Source organism: Bacillus sp. AK124, assembly GCF_053903085.1.
In genome coordinates this window covers 985,171-1,004,687 of record NZ_CP096378.1, presented here as the reverse complement: position 1 = coordinate 1,004,687, position 19,517 = coordinate 985,171, and the positions used below count along the sequence as shown (strand labels likewise).

General features: G+C 45.8%; 23 protein-coding genes and 1 pseudogene. 10 read left to right on the top strand and 14 right to left on the bottom strand.

Annotated elements, in window-relative coordinates; all coding sequences use genetic code 11:
• Positions 1 to 93 precede the first annotated feature (93 nt).
• The 3 genes from M1E06_RS04965 to M1E06_RS04955 form a co-directional block, all read right to left on the bottom strand.
• Complete coding sequence (locus tag M1E06_RS04965; RefSeq protein ID WP_020452754.1) at positions 94 to 1,383, bottom strand: hemolysin family protein; 1,290 nt, start codon at positions 1,381 to 1,383, stop codon at positions 94 to 96.
• Between the two features lie 50 nt (positions 1,384 to 1,433).
• Positions 1,434 to 2,108, bottom strand: coding sequence for a zinc metallopeptidase (locus tag M1E06_RS04960; RefSeq protein ID WP_023856125.1), 675 nt, complete (start codon positions 2,106 to 2,108; stop codon positions 1,434 to 1,436).
• 98 nt (positions 2,109 to 2,206) lie between these two features.
• Positions 2,207 to 2,431: a hypothetical protein gene (locus tag M1E06_RS04955; protein WP_023856126.1), complete on the bottom strand. Its 225-nt coding sequence runs from the start codon at positions 2,429 to 2,431 to the stop codon at positions 2,207 to 2,209.
• Between the two features lie 182 nt (positions 2,432 to 2,613).
• On the opposite strand from M1E06_RS04955, the gene M1E06_RS04950 reads away from it, so the two are divergent.
• Both M1E06_RS04950 and M1E06_RS04945 read left to right on the top strand, forming a co-directional pair.
• Positions 2,614 to 2,868 (top strand): membrane-integrating protein MstX, encoded by a 255-nt coding sequence (locus tag M1E06_RS04950; protein WP_020452756.1) that lies wholly within the window; start codon positions 2,614 to 2,616, stop codon positions 2,866 to 2,868.
• A complete protein-coding gene (locus tag M1E06_RS04945; protein ID WP_020452757.1) occupies positions 2,865 to 3,848 on the top strand; it encodes a potassium channel family protein in 984 nt (327 codons plus the stop codon). Before M1E06_RS04950 ends, M1E06_RS04945 begins: the two co-directional genes overlap by 4 nt.
• Here the strand turns inward: M1E06_RS04945 and M1E06_RS04940 are convergent.
• Positions 3,845 to 4,249, bottom strand: coding sequence for a YugN-like family protein (locus M1E06_RS04940; RefSeq protein ID WP_020452758.1), 405 nt, complete (start codon positions 4,247 to 4,249; stop codon positions 3,845 to 3,847). The two genes, M1E06_RS04945 and M1E06_RS04940, sit on opposite strands and share 4 nt — an antisense overlap.
• Before the next feature lie 37 nt (positions 4,250 to 4,286).
• A complete protein-coding gene (locus tag M1E06_RS04935; RefSeq protein ID WP_020452759.1) occupies positions 4,287 to 4,853 on the bottom strand; it encodes a DUF421 domain-containing protein in 567 nt (188 codons plus the stop codon).
• 116 nt (positions 4,854 to 4,969) lie between these two features.
• Between M1E06_RS04935 and M1E06_RS04930 the strand changes: the two genes are divergently transcribed.
• Positions 4,970 to 5,446: a TspO/MBR family protein gene (locus tag M1E06_RS04930; RefSeq protein ID WP_020452760.1), complete on the top strand. Its 477-nt coding sequence runs from the start codon at positions 4,970 to 4,972 to the stop codon at positions 5,444 to 5,446.
• 74 nt (positions 5,447 to 5,520) lie between these two features.
• On the top strand, positions 5,521 to 6,048 hold the full coding sequence (locus tag M1E06_RS04925; RefSeq protein WP_020452761.1) for a GNAT family N-acetyltransferase: 528 nt from the start codon (positions 5,521 to 5,523) through the stop codon (positions 6,046 to 6,048).
• Between the two features lie 21 nt (positions 6,049 to 6,069).
• Here the strand turns inward: M1E06_RS04925 and M1E06_RS04920 are convergent, their stop codons facing one another.
• Both M1E06_RS04920 and M1E06_RS04915 read right to left on the bottom strand, forming a co-directional pair.
• Positions 6,070 to 7,422, bottom strand: coding sequence for a glucose-6-phosphate isomerase (locus M1E06_RS04920; RefSeq protein WP_020452762.1), 1,353 nt, complete (start codon positions 7,420 to 7,422; stop codon positions 6,070 to 6,072).
• A gap of 289 nt (positions 7,423 to 7,711) precedes the next feature.
• The gene (locus M1E06_RS04915) at positions 7,712 to 8,875 is read right to left on the bottom strand and encodes an iron-containing alcohol dehydrogenase (protein ID WP_065643714.1); all 1,164 of its coding nucleotides are present in this window, start codon (positions 8,873 to 8,875) and stop codon (positions 7,712 to 7,714) included.
• A 141-nt stretch (positions 8,876 to 9,016) separates the two neighbouring features.
• On the opposite strand from M1E06_RS04915, the gene M1E06_RS04910 reads away from it, so the two are divergent.
• Entirely contained in the window at positions 9,017 to 9,253 is a 237-nt protein-coding gene (locus M1E06_RS04910) for a DUF378 domain-containing protein (RefSeq protein ID WP_020452764.1), read from the top strand.
• 32 nt (positions 9,254 to 9,285) lie between these two features.
• Here M1E06_RS04910 and yugI read toward each other — a convergent pair whose 3' ends face one another.
• The 3 genes from yugI to M1E06_RS04895 all read right to left on the bottom strand — a co-directional run bounded on the left by yugI (position 9,286) and on the right by M1E06_RS04895 (position 11,552).
• On the bottom strand, positions 9,286 to 9,675 hold the full coding sequence (gene yugI / locus M1E06_RS04905) for a S1 domain-containing post-transcriptional regulator GSP13 (RefSeq protein WP_020452765.1): 390 nt from the start codon (positions 9,673 to 9,675) through the stop codon (positions 9,286 to 9,288).
• Between the two features lie 203 nt (positions 9,676 to 9,878).
• Positions 9,879 to 11,051, bottom strand: coding sequence for an aminotransferase (locus tag M1E06_RS04900; RefSeq protein WP_020452766.1), 1,173 nt, complete (start codon positions 11,049 to 11,051; stop codon positions 9,879 to 9,881).
• Positions 11,052 to 11,552 (bottom strand): Lrp/AsnC family transcriptional regulator, encoded by a 501-nt coding sequence (locus tag M1E06_RS04895; RefSeq protein WP_003184796.1) that lies wholly within the window; start codon positions 11,550 to 11,552, stop codon positions 11,052 to 11,054.
• Between the two features lie 204 nt (positions 11,553 to 11,756).
• Between M1E06_RS04895 and M1E06_RS04890 the strand changes: the two genes are divergently transcribed.
• Complete coding sequence (locus tag M1E06_RS04890; protein WP_023856136.1) at positions 11,757 to 12,578, top strand: alpha/beta fold hydrolase; 822 nt, start codon at positions 11,757 to 11,759, stop codon at positions 12,576 to 12,578.
• Between the two features lie 39 nt (positions 12,579 to 12,617).
• On the opposite strand, the gene M1E06_RS04885 is transcribed toward M1E06_RS04890, so the two are convergent.
• Complete coding sequence (locus M1E06_RS04885; RefSeq protein WP_023856137.1) at positions 12,618 to 12,872, bottom strand: DUF1871 family protein; 255 nt, start codon at positions 12,870 to 12,872, stop codon at positions 12,618 to 12,620.
• Positions 12,873 to 12,951: 79 nt separating this feature from the next.
• Positions 12,952 to 13,450: pseudogene (locus M1E06_RS04880) on the bottom strand (hypothetical protein).
• A gap of 106 nt (positions 13,451 to 13,556) precedes the next feature.
• Between M1E06_RS04880 and M1E06_RS04875 the strand changes: the two are divergent.
• Positions 13,557 to 14,720, top strand: a complete 1,164-nt coding sequence (locus M1E06_RS04875; protein WP_025809718.1) for a MalY/PatB family protein — start codon at positions 13,557 to 13,559, stop codon at positions 14,718 to 14,720.
• Positions 14,721 to 14,746: 26 nt separating this feature from the next.
• Here the strand turns inward: M1E06_RS04875 and M1E06_RS04870 are convergent, their stop codons facing one another.
• Complete coding sequence (locus M1E06_RS04870) at positions 14,747 to 14,947, bottom strand: hypothetical protein (RefSeq protein WP_020452772.1); 201 nt, start codon at positions 14,945 to 14,947, stop codon at positions 14,747 to 14,749.
• 67 nt (positions 14,948 to 15,014) lie between these two features.
• Between M1E06_RS04870 and M1E06_RS04865 the strand changes: the two genes are divergently transcribed.
• Complete coding sequence (locus tag M1E06_RS04865; protein WP_023856140.1) at positions 15,015 to 15,404, top strand: kinase-associated lipoprotein B; 390 nt, start codon at positions 15,015 to 15,017, stop codon at positions 15,402 to 15,404.
• A 27-nt stretch (positions 15,405 to 15,431) separates the two neighbouring features.
• On the opposite strand, the gene kapD is transcribed toward M1E06_RS04865, so the two are convergent.
• Positions 15,432 to 16,007: a 3'-5' exonuclease KapD gene (gene kapD, locus M1E06_RS04860; RefSeq protein WP_373926117.1), complete on the bottom strand. Its 576-nt coding sequence runs from the start codon at positions 16,005 to 16,007 to the stop codon at positions 15,432 to 15,434.
• Between the two features lie 352 nt (positions 16,008 to 16,359).
• On the opposite strand from kapD, the gene M1E06_RS04855 reads away from it, so the two are divergent.
• Both M1E06_RS04855 and M1E06_RS04850 read left to right on the top strand, forming a co-directional pair.
• Positions 16,360 to 17,538 carry an MFS transporter gene (locus M1E06_RS04855; protein WP_025809721.1) on the top strand — a complete coding sequence of 393 codons (1,179 nt, stop codon included), beginning with the start codon at positions 16,360 to 16,362 and terminating at the stop codon, positions 17,536 to 17,538.
• A gap of 132 nt (positions 17,539 to 17,670) precedes the next feature.
• Positions 17,671 to 19,506, top strand: coding sequence for a transglycosylase domain-containing protein (locus M1E06_RS04850; RefSeq protein ID WP_052252271.1), 1,836 nt, complete (start codon positions 17,671 to 17,673; stop codon positions 19,504 to 19,506).
• The last annotated feature ends 11 nt before the right edge of the window (positions 19,507 to 19,517 follow it).

Sequence of the window (19,517 nt, the reverse complement as noted above, 5' to 3'; positions counted from 1 at the left end):
ATATCCTCTTATCTTTGAAAAGATATCCATTTTATTGAAATAAAGAACGGCCATCGAACTAAAAAACAGCCGCGGTCGCCCGCAGCTGTCTTTTTAAAATTCCGTTTTTTTCACTTCAATGAAACGGATATGATGATCTTCAGCATCAAGAATTTTAAATTCGCATCCCTCAGTTTTGAGGATGTCACCGTTTTTCAGCTCCATCTTTTGCGTCAGAAGCCAGCCGGCAATCGTATCGACTTCTTCGTTTTCAATCGCGATATGAAGGAGGTCATTCACTTCGTCGATTAAAGCCTTTCCGTCCATAATATAATGGTGTTCGCCTTTTTTTATAATGTGCGGCATTTCGTCCTGATCAAACTCATCCCGGATTTCCCCGACGATTTCCTCCAATATGTCTTCAACCGTAACCAGTCCTGCCGTTCCACCGTACTCATCAACAAGAATGGCCATATGAATCCGTTCCTTCTGCATGCGAATCAAGAGCTCCTGGATCGGTATGTTCTCAATCACCCTGATGACAGGCCTCATTAAGTCCGTTAAAGGAATCGTCTCGTCGAGAAAATACGATTTAAACAAATCCTTGCTGTTGACAATTCCGATAATATGATCTTTATCATCCTTAATGACCGGATATCTCGTATAGCGTTCATTAATGACGGTTTCAATCGCTTCTTTTATGGATTGATCGGCCAACAAGGTAGCCATCTCCGTTCTCGGCACCATGATTTCCCGGGCCAGTCTGTTGTCAAATTCAAAAATTTTGTTGACGTATTTATACTCAGACTGGTTGATTTCTCCTTTTTTATAGCTTTCAGACAGCATAAGCCGCAGCTCTTCCTCACTGATTGCCACTTCATGCTCTTTAACCGAATGGAACCCGAACAGCTTCGTTAACAGCCGGGCCGAGCCATTCAGCAGTTTGATAAACGGGAACATGATTTTATAAAACAAAATGAGCGGCTTCGCCGTCCATAAGCTGACGGCTTCCGCTTTTTGAATCGCAATCGTTTTTGGCGCAAGCTCGCCGACCACAACGTGCAAAAATGTAATGATGACAAAGGCGGTAACAATCGAAGCCACTCTTAAAACGGATTCAGGCAGGCCAAATAGTTCAAAAAGCGGATGGATGATCCTTTCGAATGTCGATTCTCCGAGCCAGCCGAGCCCTAATGCGGTGATGGTAATGCCGAGCTGGCAGGCAGACAAATATTCATCAAGATTTGTCACCACTCTTTTGGCCGCAATCGCCCGCTTATCCCCGCTTTCAACAAGCTGATCGATTTTTGTGCCGCGGATTTTGACGATCGCAAATTCGGCGACAACGAAAAAAGCCGTAGCTGCAATTAAAAGTATGACGAGTATGAGATTCAGGATATTCAAAAAAAGCCCTTACCAAATATGGTAAGGGGCCACCTCCTTAAGACGAATGGTTAGTCATTACGACCGGACAGGAAAATTGCGACGAAGCGCAGCAGCTCAAACAGCGAAACAAGCGCTGCAGCAACATATGTCAAAGCCGCGGCATCCAGCACCTTGCTGACGCCTCTTTCTTCCGTGTTACGGATCATTCCTTCTGAAACGATGATCCTTTTTGCCCGGGAGCTTGCGTTAAATTCAACTGGCAGTGTCACAAGCTGAAAGAATACGGCCGCCGAAAACAAAATGATGCCGAGTCCGATCAGATTCAGGCTTCCGAGCAGCATTCCGCCGATAAACAAAAACGGCGCCACTCCCGAAGAAAAGTTCACGATCGGAAACATCTTATGCCTCAAAACAAGTGCGCCGTATGATTCCTGATGCTGCAGGGCATGTCCGCATTCATGGGAAGCAACGGAAACCGCTGCAATTGAACGCCCGTAATATACGGGTTCGGACAGGCGCACAACGCGTGCTGTCGGGTCATAATGGTCTGTCAAGGTTCCTCTTACCGGTTCAACCGGGATATCGTAAAGGCCGTTTTGGTCGAGAATCTGTCTGGCCACTTCGGCTCCAGTTCTCCCGCTTGACGCCTCTACTTTTGAATATTTTTCAAAGTTGCTCTTTACTTTAAATTGTGCCCAAATCGATAAACCTAATGCAGCAAATGTTAACAAGTAAAAAATCATGCTCATGCAATCATCTTCCCTCTTGTGATAAGTCGTTTAAAATTTTAATTGTAAATATATTTTATCCCGAGGGATTTCCTTTTGTACAGAAAAGTGCACTACCTTTTTCTTCGCGGTAAACAAACCCCGATAAAGATCAGCACCATTCCTGACACCATGATGTAGAAAGGCGGCCTTGTGGACAGCTCCTTGAAAAACTCCCTCCAGAATACCTCATCAGAGGAATGATAAACGGCATTTAAATCAAAAATGAATTGAATGGATGCCGCCGCCATCAGCTGGACTCCGACCAGTATGAAAAAGAGCCTCATTAAACAGGACATTCCGCTCCCATCCCTCATCCGTTTATAAAAAGTGTATGGAAGGACGGGAACCGATATGACGCCGCAGTAAAAATCTTCAGCTCTACCGGTTATTGTCGGTTAACAAAGGTTTATTTTTACCTGAAAAATTTTTGTAAAAGAGGGATATACTGAATAAAAAGGAGAGCACGGGTGGTGACACGGTGAAAGTAACGGATCAGGAAAAAGAACAGTTAAGCACGGCGATTGATAAAATGAATGAAGGGCTTGATGCATTCATTCTTCTCTATAACGAATCGGAAAAAGACGAGCAGCTGATTGAATTTGAAGAAGAAACGGCAGAAATGATCAGACAAGCCATTGAACAGCACGGGAAAGTAAGCACCAATCAAAAGTTAAATGCAATCATCAAAGAGATTTTATCATTTTCCCTGCGGAAAGACGGTGAAGAAACATGAAATCAAACCGTGTATTTATCGCATGGCTGAGGTGGCCGATATATGTCCGCATCGCAATCATTATCCTTTTATTGATCATCCTTTTCGGTCAGCTGATCACATTCGTCGAGCCGCAGCAGTTTTCAAACGTTTTTGAAGGCGTATGGTGGGCGCTGATCACCGTGTCCTCAGTCGGATATGGCGATTTTGTCCCTAAAACCGCACTCGGCAAAACCGTCGGCATGCTCCTTATTTTAATAGGGGCAGCGTTTGTCACGGCCTATTTTGCAACGATGGCGACGGCCGCTTTTAGCAAGCAGCAGCGCTACGCCGAAGGCAAGGTCAACTACAGAGGCAAGGGACATATGATCCTGATCGGCTGGAACGAGAAATCCAACAAGCTGATGAGGACGCTCCAGGCCGCCGATTCAAACAAAACGATCGTGCTCATTGATGAAACACTAAAGGAAGGCCCCCTGATGGAAAACATTCATTTCATCAGAGGACCCGCTGCGGATGATGCCACACTGCAAAAAGCCAATATTGAAGAAGCTGAAATCGTCTTTATTACCGCCGATCAGCATAAAAGCGAAATATCTGCAGATATGCAGTCGGTCTTAACATTGCTGGCTGTTAAAGGCTTGAACCCGTCGGTGTATTGCGTTGTAGAAATCTTGACGGAAAAGCAGAAAAAAAATGCCGAGCGCGCCGGAGCGAACCAAATCATCAGTACGGCGGACCTTTTAAAAACAGCAATGCTGCAGCATTTTCTCATTAAAAATCAGCTTCCTGATCCGCTATTTAAGGAAGCCGATATTCATTTCAAAGTCCATCGGGTTCCGCTTCCGAAGACGATGGAAGGTGCGTCTTTTCAAGAAGTGATTCACCATTTCATGAAGGAAGACATTTTCGTCATCGGTATTCACCAAAAAGACGGGCCTGTGCTGTCTCCTTCATTTTCGTACAAGCTTCAGCCGACAGACCAGCTGCTGTCACTTTAGGAAAGAAGCGCCTTTTCGAGTTCTTTTACATACGATTGGCCAAGCTTTTCATAGACGCCGGGAATATCGGCGTCTTTTTCTTTCGGTTCAGCAAACTGGTCAAAAGATGCGCGAAAATTCCCCTGAACGACGTAGTCGTCCAGCGCTTCCTGATAGACGTGGCGAAGCAAAAACGGTGTACCGAGCTTGACCGTCGCATTTTGCGAATCAAGCTGTCCGTCCTCCGCTTCAAACGGAATCCGCAAAAATAAGTATCCTTCCTCATCATCAATTTTATAGTCAAAAAAGCCGCGGTCATATTCCCAGCCGCCGCTGATTACATAACCGAGAGGCTTAAGCGTCTGTTCGAGATGATAAAGAGAAAACGACCGGTTTTCCAGTTCAGAAGGTAAGCTTATCATAAAAAAACTCCTTTTTTCGTTTTTATACTTCTGGGCCCTAGCGCAATTGTTTATCAGGTTCGTGCAGGTGCCCTTCATTGATTTCCTTAAACAGATTGTCCTCCGGCTGCTGCAGGTTGTTTTGCATGCGGAGGAATTTTTTATACTCTCCCATAGTAAAAGGCTTTGCATCATCCGATAACTCGTAGCCAATCTGGCCGTTTGATTCGAGCGTTACGTTTTTCACGTCCGATAATTTTGAAATCCCCTGTGTCCTGAGCCTCATTTCCAGCTGGTCGACAGTCAGGCGGTGCTTTTTTAGGTTCTGCTTCTGAAGCTCGCCGTTTTCGATTAATACAACGGCTTTCCCCGCAATCAGGCTTTCAAAAAAATCAAATTTCATTTTCAAATACTCGATCAACAGAAGGACGATGATAAAGATCGATGCAGCTGCCACCGTTTTAAAAATGCTGTCTTCAATGATCGGCTGAACAATGATCGTTCCGATGGAAATCATGACGACGGTGGTGGCTATTGTCATCTGTGAAATTGATTTTCTCCCCGAAATTCTCAGCAGAATAATACCCGTTAAGATGAGAAACAACGTTTCCAATACAAATAACATGATGTCACTTCACCCGTTTTATTTTTTAGTATGGATCAGAAGCTTGTGCGGTATGAGTATATTTAAACGAATAGGGAAAGACAAAGGTATGAGCTTACTATGAGGAGGGACTTCTATTGAAGAAGGAAAAAATAGTAGCGGCTGTGATCGTGTTTCTCGTTACATATGCACTGTTTTCACTCGCGGGCGTTTTATTTCCCGTAGATCGTGAATGGTATGAGTCATTAAACAAACCGGATTGGACACCGTCAGGCCGTTTGATCGGAACCATCTGGAGCGTGCTGTTCGCCTTCATTTCATTAGCGGCGGCGCTTGTGTATGCCACATATGATCTGAGAAAAGCAGCGGCGCCATTTTGGATCATGCTGATCATTAACTATTTGTTTAACCAGGCATTCAGCTATTTTCAATTCACGGAAAAAAACGTACTTGCTGCCTCGGCCGACTCCTTTTTCGTAGCCTTGACCGCTCTTGCGCTCGCCTTGATTACACTTCGCATTCATAAAAGAGCAGCACTTCTCCTTGTCCCTTATGTGTTGTGGAGTTTTTTCGCGACTTATCTCGCGTTTGCGATTTACGGGATGAATCATTAGGTTAACGGGCCCCGCCGGCTATTGCCGTGTTAAAATAAGGTGAACAGCTGCCTTACAAGGGGGACCAGAATGGAATGAAGCACTGCTTTCTGCAAACAACACGCATCGGCTTTTCTTTATGGGCTAAAGAGAATTTGAATTTGGCAAAGACATTGTGGGGAAATCGAGATGTGGCCAAATATCTGACAGCAGACGGAATTATGACCGATAGCGAAATAAGAAATCGTTTGCTGCTTGAGATCGAACAATACAAAACACACGGTGTGCAATACTTCCCGATATTTAAAACAGGAAACAACGAATTCATCGGATGTTGCGGACTTCGCCCCTATGACCCGGAAAATGATGTGTACGAGCTTGGTTTTCATCTCGTCCGTTCGGCTTGGGGGAAAGGTTATGCATCTGAAGCGGCTGAGGCCATGATTGAATACGCATTTAACAAAATCCGGGCAAAAAAGCTGTTTGCGGGACATCACCCTGAAAATACAGCTTCACAAAAACGACTGGAAAAATTGGGATTCGTCTACACTCATGACGAATTTTATCCGTCTACTGGACTTCAGCATCCGTCATATGAATTAAAACAGCCTCCTGGACAATAAGTCCGGAGGCTGTTTTTTCGTTTATTGATCCAAACGTTTCTCAAGCTCTGCTTTTTTCTCTTCGAAGCCAGGCTTGCCGAGGAGAGCGAACATATTGACTTTGTACGCTTCCACTCCAGGCTGGTCAAACGGGTTGACGCCGAGCAGGTATCCGCTCATTGCGCAGGCCTTTTCAAAGAAGTACACGAGGTAGCCGAACGTGTAAGCGTTCATTTCAGGTACGTTCACGATCAGGTTCGGCACATTACCGTCTGTGTGCGCGAGCATTGTGCCTTGGAACGCTTTTTTATTGACGAAGTCGACCGTTTTGCCGGCAAGGTAGTTTAAGCCGTCAAGATCATTGTCCGCTTCTTCGATTGTCAGCTCATGTCTCGGCTTTTCAACGTTCAGCACCGTTTCGAACATGTCTCTTCTTCCTTCTTGTACGTATTGTCCAAGAGAGTGAAGATCCGTCGAGAAGTTGGCTGAAGATGGATAAATGCCTTTTTCGTCTTTTCCTTCACTTTCGCCAAAGAGCTGCTTCCACCATTCTGCGAAGTACTGAAGGCCCGGCTCGTAGTTGATCAGCATTTCAATCGTTTTGCCTTTGTTATAAAGGACATTTCTGACGACCGCGTATTGGTAAGCCGGATTGTCTTCAAGCTCTGATGTGGAGAAGTCTTTGCTCGCATCGCGGGCGCCCTTCATCATTTCATCGATATCGGCTCCGCTGACTGCGATTGGAAGCAAGCCGACCGCTGTGAGCACAGAAAAGCGGCCACCGACATCGTCAGGAATGATAAATGATTCAAAGCCTTCCTCATTAGCAAGCGTTTTTAATGCGCCCCGCTCTTTATCAGTTGTTGCATAAATGCGGCGTTTCGCTTCTTCTTTTCCATACTTTTCTTCAAGAAGCTTGCGGAAGATCCGGAAAGCAATCGCCGGTTCTGTCGTTGTGCCTGATTTAGAAATCACGTTGATTGAAAAATCAGCGTCTTCAAGAAGATCCATCACGTCTCTCATGTAAGAAGAGCTGATGTTGTTGCCGATGAAAATCACTTGCGGCGTTTTACGCTTTTCTTTCGGCAGCACATTGTAAAATGAATGATTCAGCATTTCGATCGCCGCTCTTGCGCCGAGGTATGAACCGCCAATTCCAACAACCAGCAAAACATCGGAATCATTTTGAATTTTTTCAGCGCATTTTTTAATGCGGGCGAATTCTTCTTTGTCGTAGTCAGTCGGAAGATCCACCCATCCTAAAAAGTCGCTGCCTGCACCTGTTTTTTCGTGAATGGTATGGTGGGCGACTTTCACGAAGTCACGCAGATATGTAAGTTCATGTTCTTTAAAGAATGGCAATGCTCTTGAGTAGTCAAAACGGACATGCGTCATATTATTAAACCTCCAGTACTAGCTGTTTTCTTCCATATACCCGCCAGCGCTTTCATTTTCATGAGAGTGCGGGCCAAAGGGTTTTAAAACATGTCGATTTTCGGCGACAGCCTCTTCCCTTTTCACTTTATATGAACTCCTTCGTTAAATCAAGTGACGAAAAAAAGGAGGATGGAGGCAGGCGCGCAAAAATGCATGTTTTTCAGCCGCCACGCGCAGTTTTGTCAAAAAGATAACAAATGAACAACGGCTCAAGGTATGGCGGTCCTCCTTGAGCCGTCAAGAAATCTTATAAAGAAGCCTTCAAAATAGACAGAACATCGTCTTTATTCAGCGTTTTAAAGCGGCCGAATTCGCCGTTTGCCATCGCTTTGTCGGCAATCAGATCCAGCTTCTCATCTGTGATGTCATAATCAGCAAGACGATTTGGCGCGCCAAGGCTGGTCCAGAATTTAGACAGCTTCTCGATTCCAACAAGCGCCACTTCACGATCGGTTTTTCCTGTTTCATCTACGTCAAAAACGCGTACGGCAAGCTGTTTAAAGCGGCCGACATTTTCGGAAAGCGTGTGCTTCATCCAATTCGGGAACAGGATCGCAAGCCCTCCCGCATGCGGAATATCGTAGACGGCCGAAACAGCGTGCTCGATATTGTGCGTCGCCCAGTCTCCGCGTGCGCCCATTGATAGCATACCGTTCAGCGCAATGGTGCCTGTATAGAGAATCGTTTCGCGCAGCTCATAGTTTTCAAGGTCTTCAATGAGCTTAGGAGCTGTTTCAATCACCGTTTTGAGCAGGGATTCGCACATCCGGTCCTGATAAGGAGTATTTTCGGTATGGTGAAAATATTGCTCAAACACGTGGGACATCATGTCGACAATGCCGTAAATCGTGTGGTCTTTTGGAACGGTAAATGTGTTGACCGGATCAAGAATTGAAAATTTAGGGAATACGAGCGGGCTTCCCCAGCCGTATTTTTCATTGGTTTCCCAATTTGTGATCACAGATCCCGAGTTCATTTCCGATCCTGTTGCTGCCAACGTTAAAACCGTTCCAAACGGCAGCGCATCAGCAGGAATATGTTTTTTTGTCACAATATCCCATGCATCGCCGTCGTATTTCGCTCCGGCGGCGATCGCTTTCGTACAATCGATGACGCTTCCGCCGCCGACTGCCAATAGAAAGTCAATATCGTTCTCTTTGCAGATCGCGACTCCTTTATTCACAGTGGCAACACGCGGATTCGGTTCGACACCGGGCAGTTCATGGACGGTCGCGCCTGCCTTTTCAAGAATTGAAATCACTTGATCGTATAAACCATTTCGTTTAATGCTGCCTCCTCCGTATACGAGCAGGACATTGCGGCCGTAGTGTTTCACCTCTTCTGCCAGCTTTTCAACTTCTCCCCGGCCGAATATCAGCTTCGTGGGATTCCAATATGTAAAATTATCCATCTACATCTCCTCCTTTATTTACTATTATGGGAAATCGCCGAATGCCCTGTAAAGCGATCTGCTCCTCAGGCGTATAATGTTTCCAAATCCGTCGCAATCTATAAATGTGAAATATAGGACTTCAAAAAGGAGGAAAAACAAATGAATGCACTTCAACGTATTGCATTGGTATTAACAATCATTGGAGCAATCAATTGGGGACTGATAGGATTTTTTCAATTTGACTTGGTTGCAGCCATTTTTGGCGGTCAAGGATCCGCTTTAGCCCGGACCGTTTACGCGCTTGTCGGAATTGCAGGTCTGATCAACCTCGGACTTTTATTTAGACCGGCTGAAGAGACTGCTGGCGAAGACGCCAAGCAGCCGGAAATGCGATAAAAAAACTCCGGCTTTTGCCGGAGTTTTTTCATTTACTTCTTAATAAGATCTTTTCTGTTGGACTGCTCGATCCACTCTTCAAGTTTGTCTTTTAACGTGTTGAATCCTTGTGGAGCAGCTGTATCTTCGGCTTGAACAGCCTTTTGTCTTCTAGGCTTGCTTTCTTTTCGTTCAGGAGCTGCCTGTGTAGCGCGGATAGAAAGGCTGATTTTGCCTTTTTCCTCATCTACAGAAAGAACCTTCACTTGCACCTCATCACCGATCGCCAAGTGCTCATTAATATCTTTAACGAAACCGTGTGTTACTTCAGAAATATGCACAAGTCCCTGTGTTTCTTCATCTAATGCAACAAACGCTCCGTACGCCTGTAATCCAGTCACTTTTCCAGTGTAAACACTGCCTACTTCAAATTTTGCTGTCATAACTAACAACTCCTAAATCATATGAATTTAACTCTTTTTATACGCAATAAAAAATTATATCATACAAGTCTTTATTAAGCAAAAAAACTTTTTTAAGCATTGTATGTTTAAAACCGAGCTGAAAGGGGAATACTAAAGAACAACTAAGGCTTTCTAGTATTCCCCCCCTTATGTTGATGCGGACCTTTTAGGTGCGCATTTTTTTATTGAACTGCACCGGTCTTCTGGACAAAGCGTTTCATTCTGACGAGCGCTTCCTGAAGCTGTTCAAGCGAGGAAGCGTAAGAACATCTGATATAGCCTTCGCCGCTCGGCCCGAAAACATTGCCCGGGACGACGGCGACTTTTTCTGCGATGAGAAGCTCCTCAGCAAACTGTTCTGAACTCATGCCCGTTTTTTTAACGGACGGAAACGCGTAAAAAGCGCCCCCCGGCTGATGACAGTCAAGCCCGATTTCGTTCAGTGAATCCACAAACACATTCCTTCGGCGGCGATAGCTTTTTTTCATCTTTTCGACGTCTTCGAGACCGTTTTTAAGGGCTTCCTCCGCCGCAAATTGAGCCATGCTTGGCGCGCACATCATCGAGTACTGGTGAATTTTCAGCATAGGGTCCCTTAAATATGCAGGAGCTGCGACATATCCAAGGCGCCAGCCTGTCATGGCAAACCCTTTCGAAAAACCCGATATCAATATCGTCCGCTTCTTCATTCCGGCGATTTCCGCAAAGCTTGTATACGCTTCATCGTATGTCAGCTCGGCGTATATTTCATCCGCTATTACAATCAGGTCATGCTGTTCAGCAAAAGCCGCGATCTCTTCCAGTTCTTTTTTTGTATACACAGAGCCTGTCGGATTAGACGGCGTGCAAAGGATAATGGCCTTCGTACGTTCAGTCAGAACGGCTTCAAAATCGGCTGCGCTCGCTTTAAATCCGCGTTCTGCGTTCGTGTGAATGTGAACCGCTTTTCCCCCCGCCAAAGAAACAAGCGCTTCATAAGCGACAAAACAAGGCTCGGGAATCAGCACTTCTTCTCCGGGATCAAGGATCGCCCTGACCGCAATATCAAGCGCCTGGCTTGCTCCGACTGTGACAATCAGCTCGTCATCAGGAGCATAATCCAGATGAAAGCGTTTATTCAGATAAGCGCTGATCTCTTTCCGCAAAGAAAGAAGACCCGCGTTTGCCGTATATGACGTGTAGCCCTGTTCAAGGGAAAGGATGCTCGCTTCCCTGACATTCCACGCCGTTACAAAATCGGGCTCTCCGACGCCCAATGAAATCACGCCTTCCATTGTGGACGCAAGATCAAAAAATTTGCGGATGCCCGACGGTTTGATTTGCTGGGCTGCTTTAGAAATATAAGTTGTCCTCATTTAAGGAGACACCACGATTCTTTTGTCATCATCACCGGAGTCAAAAACTTTACCGTCATGCTTGTATTTCTTTAAAATAAAGTGGGTGGTTGTCGACACGACCGATTCGAGCGTCGATAATTTTTCGGACACGAAATGCGAAATATCCGACATCGTTCTGCCGCGGATGACAACAGACAGATCATATACGCCTGACATCAAGTAAACGGATTCAACTTCCTGAAAACGATAAATCCGCTCGGCCACTTCGTCAAATCCGACGCCGCGCTTCGGTGTTACCTTCACATCGATCATCGCTGTAACGCCTTCATGGCCGTCGACTTTTCGCCAGTCGATCATTGCCGAATAATCGATGATGACCTTTTCTTTTTCAAGCTTTTCGATAATCGCTTTTGTTTCTTCCTGTGAAATGTTCGCCATTTTAGCAATGGTTTCAGGTTCGAGGCGGCTGTTTTCCTCTAATATTTCCAATATTTCTGTTTCTTTTTCTGTTAGCTTCATCTCGTTATCACACCTTTTATATGTCAAGAAATCTTCTGAATATTATAGCACGTTTTTGAACGAATGTAAGGCGGTAAAAAAAGCGAAATCAAAGCGTGAAAAAAATTTTTTCGGGTACGATAAATAACGTACTCAGGACTTAGGCGACAACATGCAGCCAGATTGTTTGAACATGAAAGAAAAACATTCGGAGTGATTTGGATCATGCTGTTAACAAAACCTTCTATTGAAACCATTCAAGGGGTCAATATATATTATGAGCATTACGAGAATCCGGGCAGGCAATCGCTCGTTTTAATACACGGCTTTCTTTCTTCCTCGTTTTGCTACAGAAAAATCATTCCTCTTCTGAAGGATGAGTTTAATTTAGTCGCCGTTGACCTGCCTCCCTTCGGCCAATCAGAAAAATCCAGCACCTTTGTGTATACCTATCAAAACATGGCCAGGGTGGTCATCGAACTGATCGAAAGGCTGAGGATTAGAGACGCCGTGCTTGTCGGACATTCGATGGGCGGCCAGATTTCACTTTATGCGATAAAGGAAAGGCCTGAACTGTTCAAAAAAGTCGTCCTGCTGTGCAGCTCAGGCTATTTAAAGCGTTCCCCCCGCCCGCTCATTTTCGGGAGCCATATTCCTTATTTTTATTTGTACATCAAGCGCTGGCTGTCAAAACAAGGCGTCCTGAAAAATCTCATGAATGTTGTCTACGACAGATCTCTGATCGATCAGGAGATGATCAATGGCTACCTGAAACCGTTTCTTGACGATCAAATTTTCAGGGCGCTCGCGCGTCTCATCAGACACCGGGAAGGCGATTTATTACCGGACGATTTGAAGAAAATCGAGACGCCTTCCCTCTTAATCTGGGGCGAAGAGGACCGCGTTGTCCCTGTACAGATCGGCAAAAGGCTTCATCAGGATTTGCCCAATTCCATTTTCTATTCCTTGCGGGAAACCGGCCACCTCGTCCCCGAAGAAAATCCGGATTATGTATCAGACAAAATTGCCGATTTCATTTTGACATGAATATAAAAAAACCGCCGTTTGGCGGTTTTTAAATTTTGATCAGCACGAACTGCTGTCTTTGATCGCAAGGAGCCGTTCAGCCAGCTGTTTGCATTTTGCCAGCGGCAGCGTCTGATCAAATGATACTTCAAAAACGGACTGGATAGCTTCGCCCAGCCGCTCTGCGTCGTTTTCCGTGTAGACGGCCTGAACAATCTCGGCCGCTTCCGTTTCATAAAAATCGGGTCCGGCTTGAAACGGATCCCATTCCTTTATGATGTGGATGATTTGTGCTGCTGCCTGACTTTCTTTCATCATGATCACCGCTTCATTGTAATGTTTCAAAAGCTATTGTATCATAACGCGCCGGCTTGTCGATAAGGAAAGCACCAGGCTATCGGCCGGCTTGTCTCCGCTTCCTCCGCCAGGCGATCAGCAGCAGCCCGATGCCGTTGACGAGAATCAATCCGAACATGGTATTTCCGAGGGGCGCCCAGCCGTTTTCCCCCGTCAGCATCACTGACAGCACAACCTTGCCGATCAGCGTCACATTCAATACCGCAAGTCCCCACCCTAAGGAGCGCTTCCAAAATGCCGCGCCAATCAACACGAGAAACCCCATCATAAAAGCGAGCGTGAGCACGGCAGAAAGCGGGTTGGACAAAAGCATCTGCTCGTAATCCAAAACAGCCTGCATCTCCGGATTGATCCGCTCGGGGACGGGAAACCAAAACATGCTGCTCGTCATCAGCAAAAAAGTAACGATGACGCCTTTCCAAGTCCGCCTATAGCAAAAATACGCAAGCGCCACAAGAAAGACCGGGCGAATATACCAGCTCATAGGGTTGAGATGACGCTGAAAAGCCCACTCAGGGCACACTGCTCCATTCCATCGGATGCCACTCCCTTTACTTTATAAAAGCTTTCATGGTTAAAACATTGCAATCTATCCTTATCACAGTTAATGTATAACATATGAAAAAGACATGAGGTGAGATCATGGATTTTAATACAGAACATAACAGACGCGGGACCCAGTCTGTGAAGTGGGACTTAACACAGGAATTATTCGGTGTAGATGACGCGCTTCCAATGTGGGTGGCTGATATGGATTTCCGCGCCCCCCAGCCCGTTATCGACGCTCTTCAGCAGCGCTTGGAGCACGGGGTTTTTGGCTATACATCTGCAAGCGCGGGCACGAACGAAGCTGTCACCGATTGGCTTAGCCGCCGGCACGGATGGAATACTGAACCGGCGTTTATCACTTTCAGCCCGGGCATTGTAACAGCGCTAGCCCAAGCGGTGCAGGCGTACACAGAGCCCGGCGAGCGGGTGGTCGTACAGCCGCCTGTATATACGCCGTTCTTTGATATTGTTGAAAAAAACGGACGGGTTGTGTTACACAATCCATTAATCGAAAAAGACGGCCGCTATGAAATGGATTTTTCCGACCTTGAAAAAAAGCTTGGGGAACCGGATGTGAAGATGTTCATTCTTTGCAATCCGCACAATCCTTCCGGACGTTCATGGTCGAAAGAAGAGCTGACAACGCTGGGCGAACTCTGCCTTAAACACGGTGTCACAGTTGTTTCCGACGAAATCCATTCAGACCTGATGCTGAACGGACTGAACCATACGCCGTTCGCCTCTTTATCTCCGGAATTCGCGGATATTTCGATCACATGCATTGCACCTAGCAAAACGTTTAACTTGGCCGGGTTGCAGGCCTCAGCCATCATCATACCCGACAAGGCGAAGAGAACCGCCTTTGCAAAAGTTATGCAGCGTCAGGGACTGCATTCTTTAAATACATTTGCAGTTGCAGCAATCGAAGCGGCCTATTCAAAAGGCGAACCGTGGCTCGATCAGCTTATCCCTTACATCGAACGAAATATGGAAGAAGTCCGCCGCTTTTTAGCAGAGGAGCTGCCCGAGGTCCGCATGATGGAGCCAGACGCCTCTTACTTGGCATGGCTTGACTGCCGCAAGCTCGGATTGACGGATCAGGACATCAAACGGCTTCTCCTTCATAAAGGAAAGCTGATTCTGGAGCCGGGACCAAAGTACGGACCGGGCGGAGAAGGATTCGTCAGAATGAATGTCGGATGTTCGCTCTCTGTTGTAAAAGACGGGCTCAGACGTCTGAAGACCGCTTTTTCATAAGCGTTCCGGCTGAAAAACGGGCGCTTCTAAGAGCGCTTGTGGATGGTTTCATTCAATTCTCTTTCCAGCTTTTCCGCTTTTTCAGCTTCTTTTTTGGAATGTTTAATGATCAGCCGGAATACAACAATTGCGATGATAAAGAAAACGGCCAGCGTAATAAAAGAAGGGATATATTCTCTTTTGTCTTCAGGAAAATAGAGCATAAACTGAATCAGAAACGGCGCCATTTTTCTTCCTCCCTGAAATGATTTTTTTACCATTTATTTATTATGATACCATTAGGAGGCAGATGCAGTGAACAACCAATTTCAAGTCGGCGATCGTGTAAAGGGCTTTTATAAGACAGGCGTCTACATCGGCGAAATTACGGATGTTAAACCAATGCACTACCTTGTCAAAATCCTCGCCGTGCTGACCCACCCGAAGCAAGGCGATCTTCACCATCCCAACAAGGCAGACGTCCCTTTTTTTCATGAACGAAAAGCGCTCGCTTTCGGTGAACAGACAAATATCCCGCATCGTATGGTGAAGCCGTTCGATGAAGCTGTACCGGATTATGCGGATTCGCTCCGCTCAGCTTTAAACCGTTTAAAAACGGATCTGCAAAACGATTCGTCCGAATACGCGGCAAAATCGCTTGAACTTATTCATGCGCTTGAAAATGAATATTTCCCGCACAAATAACCCAATCTGTTCGCCAGATTGGGTTATTTATGTGGCGTGCGGAAAAACTTTTGAAAGATCAACCCGTTCGCCGATCGTCGTCGGTTTCGGATTTTCCAAATACTTCTTATCCCGTTCTACGAGCCGAAACAGCTTATACGTTGTCATCGCGTCGTCTAGCGCTTTATGCTGTTTTCCCGTTCCTGAATCGCCGTACTCTTCCGCTGCTTTCCACAAATTCGTCAATGTTTTGTCACCAAAGAATTCCTTGTACTCCATGGAAAGATCCCTCATCTCTCCTTTAAACGGAAACGGAACATGGTTGAACATGCAATTTTGCTTCAGCACTTTCATATCCATGTTTCCCCATGTAATGATGGCGCTGTTTTGGTCAGGATCAAGCTCCCGCAGCTTTTCAATCAACGCGTTAAACGTGATGCCTTGGTCAACCTGTTCCTGCGTAATGCTGAGAAATTTTTTGCAGCGCCTCGTTAATTTAGGGAACTTCTTCGGCTTAATATAGCTTGAAAATGTCTCAACCACCTCATCATGAACCGCCTTTACAATCCCTGCTTCTATGATTTCCGGGAAAAAATTTTGCGGGTGATACTTTCCCTCAGGCATTGTAAATTCAAAATCAATAATCAGTAAGGTGCTCGCTTCCAACTTTCACACCTGCCTTTCTATCTCAATATAAAAAACTTATGGATGTAGCGCAGCGGATGGAAATCGTCCAAGCCTAAAGCCTTCTGAATGTTTTCCAAAGTACGTTCATATTTCTCTTATTATATCATTATATTTCTATATTTAAGGTTTTAATTTCTGAAAATGTTGAAAATTCCTTCAAATACCCAATTTTCATTTTTCCAATGAGCAGCGATTCCATACAGCTTCCACATTTCATTTATAATGAAGGAAATTCAAACTTTTTAAGAAGGTGATTCGCATCTCTGTTTATAAGAAAAACCTTGTGATCATGTGGTTCGCGAATTTTTTCGTGGCCGCAAGCTCTACAATGGTTCTGCCGTTTCTTTCCCTCTATATCGAAACGCTCGGCAGCTATTCGGACGGATTTACGGCAAAATGGAGCGGATACGTTTTCGGCGTCACATTTTTGATGGCCTTTTTGGTTTCTCCTTTTTGGGGAAGGTTCGGAGATAAACACGGCTATAAAAAAATCCTCTTGATCACGGGCACCGGCATCGGCACTTGCATTCTTCTCATGTCCCTTGTCTCTTCCGTATACGAACTGTTTTTTTTGAGAATGGCGATGGGGCTCGTAACCGGGTTCATTCCCACTTCCCTTGCCATGATTTCGGCTCAGACGCCGAAAAAAACGGCTGGCAAAGTGCTCGGCACGCTGCAGATGGGCACGGTCTCAGGAGGGTTATTCGGCCCCTTGCTCGGCGGTCTGCTCGCCGATCGCGTCGGTTTTACATATACGTTTTTCATTACGGCATTTGCCATTTACAGCGCCGTTTTCCTCGTGTTTATCGGAGTGCGTGAACGTCCTTTGAAGGCGAAGCGCGATGCCTCCGCCGGGTATACGAGAAAGCAGGTGCTGCAGACGATTTTGCACCAGCGCCCGCTGATTACGGCGATGATCCTCACCGCTGTGATTCAAGTGGGAAACTTCAGTGTTCAGCCGCTGCTTGCCTTATATGTCAGCGAGCTGCACGGAACTGACAATCTCGCATTTTTCTCAGGGCTGGCTTTTTCTGCAACCGGCCTTGGAAGCCTTCTCGCCGCGAGAAAATGGGGCGTCTTAGGCGATCGGTTCGGCCATGGAAAAATATTGATGATTCTCGCGCTGGCTGCCGCGGTTTGCGTTATCCCGCAAGGACTTACATCTCAGTATGAAATGCTTGTGTTCTTCCGCTTTCTGTTCGGAATCGCGCTTGGCGGGATGATTCCCTGCATCACCGCCTTAATCCGAGTTGAATCTCCGGGGCCTATTCAAGGGGAAGTGCTTGGCTATAATGTAAGTTTCAGATTTTTGGGCAATGTCATCGGCCCGGTGCTCGGCGGCGTTCTTTCCAGCTTTTTCGGAATTTCTTCCGCTTTTTACGCAACTGCCGTCCTCTTTTTCGGCGGAGCATGCCTTCTGATATTCCAAAGGTCCCAGCAAAAAAAATCAGAGGCAAAAGCAAGCTGAAATCGGATAAAAAACTGCCAATCTATCAAATTATCCTTCTCGATATCGAAAAAGAATGGTACGATATGGCTAGAATTTAGCGAAAAGAGAGTGACAAAGTTGCGTTCATTTTTTGGATGGATTTTTCTGTTGATGTTAATTCCTATATTTGTCTTTACCTTAATGGCCTCCGGCCGGGAAGCTCAGGATATGAAGCCTCTCGATCAGGTGCTCGATGAGAAGATCAATATAAAAGATATCGGCCTTGTACAAAACAGCTACATGTATGACAGGGACGGCGCCCTGATTTCAGAAATTGTTTCAGATCACCAAAACCGGGTATTTGTCCCCTATAAAAATATCCCTGATCATGTGAAGCAGCTGTTTCTCACTTCAGAGGATCGGCATTTCTTTCAGCATAAAGGCTTTGATTTTATCGGAATGGCCCGGGCCGCCGCAGCCAATGTCAAAAAAGGCGGCATTGATCAGGGAGCCAGCACGATTACACAGCAGCTTTCGAGAAACTTGTATTTGAACCATGAACGAACCTTCGACCGCAAGTTCACAGAGCTCCTGTATTCCTATCAGCTGGAAAAAAAGCTTTCAAAAGAAGAAATTTTTGAGAAATATTTAAACACGATCTATTTTAATCATGGGGTCTACGGAATTGGATCCGCGTCTTATTTCTATTTCAGCAAGCCTTTGAAATCTCTCAACCTTGCCGAAACGGCGTTTATTTGCGCGATCCCTAATAACCCTACATTATATGATCCTTTGAAACATTTTGACTACACAAAAACCCGCCAAAAGCGGCTGCTTGAAGGGCTGAAAAAAGCGGGCGTGATCACTGAAAAAGAATACAGCAAAGCCGTAAAGCAAAAAATTACGCTTCATGTAAAAGAAAAGAAAGACGCTTATCCCGACTATACGACTTATGTCAACGAGGAATTCACCAAATTGGTGTCTGCTTCGGAAGGGTTTGACGAACGGCTGAAAAAGGCAAAAACAAAAGAAGAAAAGAAAAAAATCGAAAAAGAGCTGTCTAACCGCATCAGCTCCCTCACGACGAGCGGGATCAAAATTTATACGGCGCTCGATACCGGGATGCAAAACCGGGTCGTCCAGCAAGTGAATAATCGCCTCCCTTATGAAGGCGTACAAGGCGGAGCGGTGGTGATCAACCACCAAACCCATCAAATCGTCGCCATGTCCGGCGGGAAAAACTATAAAAAGTATGATTACAACCTGGCATTCCAGGCATACAGGCAGCCGGGATCATCGATTAAACCGCTCCTTGACTACGGGCCGTACATTGAAGAAACGGGTGCGACGGCAGGCAGCATGATTGACGCAAGCAAATTTTGCAGCAAAGAATACTGTCCGAACAACTTCAACGAAAGAACATACGGAACCGTGTCGATCAAGACAGCCTTTAAAAATTCGTATAATACACCGGCCGTACGAATGCTGAACCGGGTCGGCGTGCAAAAAGGATTCAGCTATTTAAAACCGTTCGGATTTGATAAAATCGTTCAAAATGACTACCGTCTTCCTGCTGCACTGGGCGGATTTACATGGGGCTTCTCACCGCTGGAGATGGCCGATGCCTATACGACTTTCGGCAATAACGGCAGCTATACATCCAGCCATGCCATCACAAAGGTGACGGACTTAAAAGGCAAAACGCTTTACAAATGGAAAGACAAACCGCAGCAAGTATTCAGCATGCGGACAAACAACCAAATGCGTCAGCTCTTATCAGCGGTTGTCAAAGAAGGAACCGGGAAAAAAGCGAATTTCAGCGGCGGATATGTAGGAGGCAAAACCGGAACATCCAACGGGTACAGAGACCTTTGGTTTGTCGGATTGACGGATACGTACACAATGAGTGTATGGGTCGGAAAAGAGGCAAAAGGCAATGTCGAGTACCTGCATCACGCGGGACCTCAACTTTTGATCTGGAGAGGAACGCTTGCATACGCATCTTAAATCAAAAAAGG